At 33.2% G+C, this 3,140-nt stretch carries 3 protein-coding genes; 1 reads left to right on the top strand and 2 read right to left on the bottom strand.

The window, feature by feature from the left end; genetic code table 11:
- On the top strand, positions 1–141 hold a 141-nt coding region (locus HYG93_RS19010), incomplete at its 5' end, for an integrase core domain-containing protein (RefSeq protein WP_178962788.1).
- Between the two features lie 257 nt (positions 142–398).
- On the opposite strand, the gene HYG93_RS19005 is transcribed toward HYG93_RS19010, so the two are convergent.
- Positions 399–830 (bottom strand): PPC domain-containing protein, encoded by a 432-nt coding sequence (locus tag HYG93_RS19005; protein WP_178962787.1) that lies wholly within the window; start codon positions 828–830, stop codon positions 399–401.
- A 161-nt stretch (positions 831–991) separates the two neighbouring features.
- Positions 992–2,239, bottom strand: a complete 1,248-nt coding sequence (locus tag HYG93_RS19000) for an integrase family protein (protein WP_178962786.1) — start codon at positions 2,237–2,239, stop codon at positions 992–994.
- Positions 2,240–3,140 lie beyond the last annotated feature (901 nt).

Genomic DNA, 3,140 nt, shown 5'->3' with positions numbered 1-3,140 from the left:
GCGGATGTACAACTTGCGACATTAAATTGGGTAGATTGGTTCAACAAAAAGCGTGTACACAGCGCATTGGGTTATGTATCGCCTTTTGAGTTTGAAGCAATGTACTATGATAAGATTAACCCGTTAGATCACGTGGCCTAACTTAAATAAAAATGTCTCCGACAAACCCGGTACGGTTCAGAGTTTGAATATCACGACGGTTACGTTGAAAGATATAATCAACTTTTGAAAAAAAAGTGAAAAACGCACAGCAAGATTAAATTATTCCTCGGGATATTAAACAAGTAAACTACATCATTTTACTAACATAAACACATACACGTAAAAATCACGCCCCAGTTTAACTGGCAATAGTTTTTGAACCCTTGTATTAAAACTTAAACGAATCTAGCAATTCTTTATTTGATGTTAATACTCATCCAGTATTGAGGTTTTTTATCTTTTCTTGCCTGTGATCTAGGTTGAAATACTCTAATTTCATACTCACCTGAAGCAGGTAAAATATAAATGCCATTATTATCAAGCTCTGGAGAATATTCTCCAAGATTGATAGAGTCTTTTAATTGATTACCCCATAAGTAAGTTTCAACATTTCCTCCAGTCAACGTCACTTTTAACTTTTGCCCTTTTTTAGCATAAAATTTGTAGGAATCATACTTGTATCCATCTAGCCTTCCGTAATAATTTGCAGAGTCAGCTTTTTTTGCAAACTTAACTACAACAGTCTTTCGTATATCATTGTTATCATTTGCAAGTACGGCAGGGCTAAGCATAGTTAAAGTTAGTGCCATAAAAGCACCAGCTAGTAATTTCGTATTCGCTATTTTCATAAGGTTACCTTAATTCTTGTATCGCTCCTGACATAGTAACATAAGTAATAAACTCGAATCCAAAATTGGCGTTTAGCAATTAATTGGTTTACGATTCAGTTCGATGATCCATTAAAAGATTATTTATAAAAAATGGAACTTACACAAAATAATTTACAGGCTCAATTAATGCCATTTCGTACTTGTTGCAAAATCCAATCCTCATATTCTTGTAGTGTTTCTTGTAGCATATCCATAGGTCGTACGATGTAGTGCCTTTCAACTAATGCACTAGGTTTATGACCTGATATCTGTGCTAAAGATCCTTCATTGATTTTTGCCCAAATAGCTAACGTTTTATATGATCTCCTCAATCCATGGGGTGTAAGTTCAATATTTAGTTTTTTACATATTTTCTCTAAGCTATCGTAAGGATTGACAATATGACCACATTCAGCACCCTTACTGCTAAATATGAATTTAGAATCAGAATTTTTCCTTAGTTCTAAAAATAGGCTTTCAACATATGCCGTCAGAGGAATTAGGCGACCTTCATCTTCAATTTTATCTCTAACTCTTGCTGTTTTCCATCGAAAATCGACATCTGTCCATTTTAATGAAAGTAGCTCATTCTTTCTGCAACCAGTGATTAAACTACATATAAAAAAAATCGCAATTTTTCTACTAGTTAACTTATTTACCTCTTCAAACCATGGTTTTAGGTGCTGTTTCATCAAACAATCATTTTTGGCTTTGGAGGAAGGGACTTTATCTTTAACCTTCTTGGCGTTATATGATTTTGGAGGTATTAAGTTTTCATAGTCTTCATGTTCCTCGCACCAATTCAGAAAAGCGCGTGTGAGTCGATATGCTTTAGCTGATGTTGTAGGACGATAGTCATTTTGATCAAGCCAATCACAAAACACATCTGCAGTTAATTCAGAAAGCTTGTACTCAAACAGTTGATAAATGGGTTGATTAGTATAAATACTATTTTTTTCAGGATCGTAACCACCTCTAGATAATTCGATATGATCCTGATAGCTTCTTGGTCGCCAATTAGGTTGTCTTGCTTTTAAATATTCAAACCATACATCTTTAAATTTAATAGTTTTACGCTTTTCTTGTTTTAGCAGTTCTTTATTATCAGCTAAAGCTTTCTTACGCTCGATTAATGGGTCAATCCCTTTGTGGCACATAATCGCCAATTCTTGTGCATATTTACGAGCGTCATCTAATTCCCATACATCAACGTCACCAATTTTGATACGACGGTTTTGAAGACCAATACGGCCTTGGAAGATGTAGCTTTTATTATTTTTAGGTGTAACTTTAACACCGAATCCTGGGGTTTTCTCATCCCAAAAAAAAGTTGGTTTATTTTTGTCTGAGCAATCAATTTTATCAATAGCAGGTTTTGTTAACTTCATTCTAGTAAGCGTCTGGTAAGCAAGTAGTAAGCAAAATCAATATATATTAATCAACAAAAAGAGTGAATAATAAAATTTTAAAATTTTAAAATTATATAACTATATGATAGTATTGATTTTATATCTGTGACTTGTTGATTTTTAATTGCTATGTAAACGGACTCATAATCCGTTGGTCCACAGTTCAAGTCTGTGTGGGCCCACCATATAAAACAACCACTTAGGTGCATTAATCCTAAGTGGTTTTTTAATATAAAAATTATAGGTAGCGAATAGGTAGCACAAAAATAATAACTTCTTATTTAAAGGATTGAGCAATGAGTTATATATTTCCATTTCTGCACTCTGTAAATCTTTCGCCAAGTAAAGATAGAATATAGAGTCAGCATCAATCTGACATTATTAAGTCTGGTGATTTAAATGAAGATTTATCAATTCTATCTACAATACAGCTGATAACTTTTTACACTTTAAGTAATGAAGAGATTCTTCAAGCCAATGAAAAAGAGATTCTTGCTGCATATAAGCGTGCGTGTATGTTGTTAGTCAATGATTTAAATCAAAAAAAAGTCGTATCAAAGTAGAAATTAAGAAATTAGGCCGTGTAGATAAGAAATCTTTTTTATCTGTATTAGAAAAGCATGACTATGTTTCTTTTAAAGATATACAATATTGGGGTTTGTTTGAAGATTCATTGTCTGAGTTTGTAATCACACTAAATAGCTTTAAAAAATTTGCTGAGTTTAGGCAGCTGACTACTCATAATCTATCTATGGCTTTGTTGCACAAACCTACCTCTAAGGGCTTATTCAGCAATATAATTCTAAAATGAATAAGCCCACACCTAAAATTTATCGTACAACCAATTGGTCATCCTACAATCGCGCTTTGATCAATCGTG

This window comes from Acinetobacter sp. SwsAc6, assembly GCF_013391565.1.
Classification (GTDB): domain Bacteria; phylum Pseudomonadota; class Gammaproteobacteria; order Pseudomonadales; family Moraxellaceae; genus Acinetobacter; species Acinetobacter cumulans.
Note: the sequence above shows the minus strand (reverse complement) of the source record. Positions and strands in the feature narration are given on the sequence as shown.

Bases quoted from the DNA above. Each gene is read 5' to 3' on its own strand.
- HYG93_RS19000 (WP_178962786.1), bottom strand. From the start codon at position 2,239: ATGAAGTTAACAAAACCTGCTATTGATAAAATTGATTGCTCAGACAAA.
- HYG93_RS19005 (WP_178962787.1), bottom strand. From the start codon at position 830: ATGAAAATAGCGAATACGAAATTACTAGCTGGTGCTTTTATGGCACTA.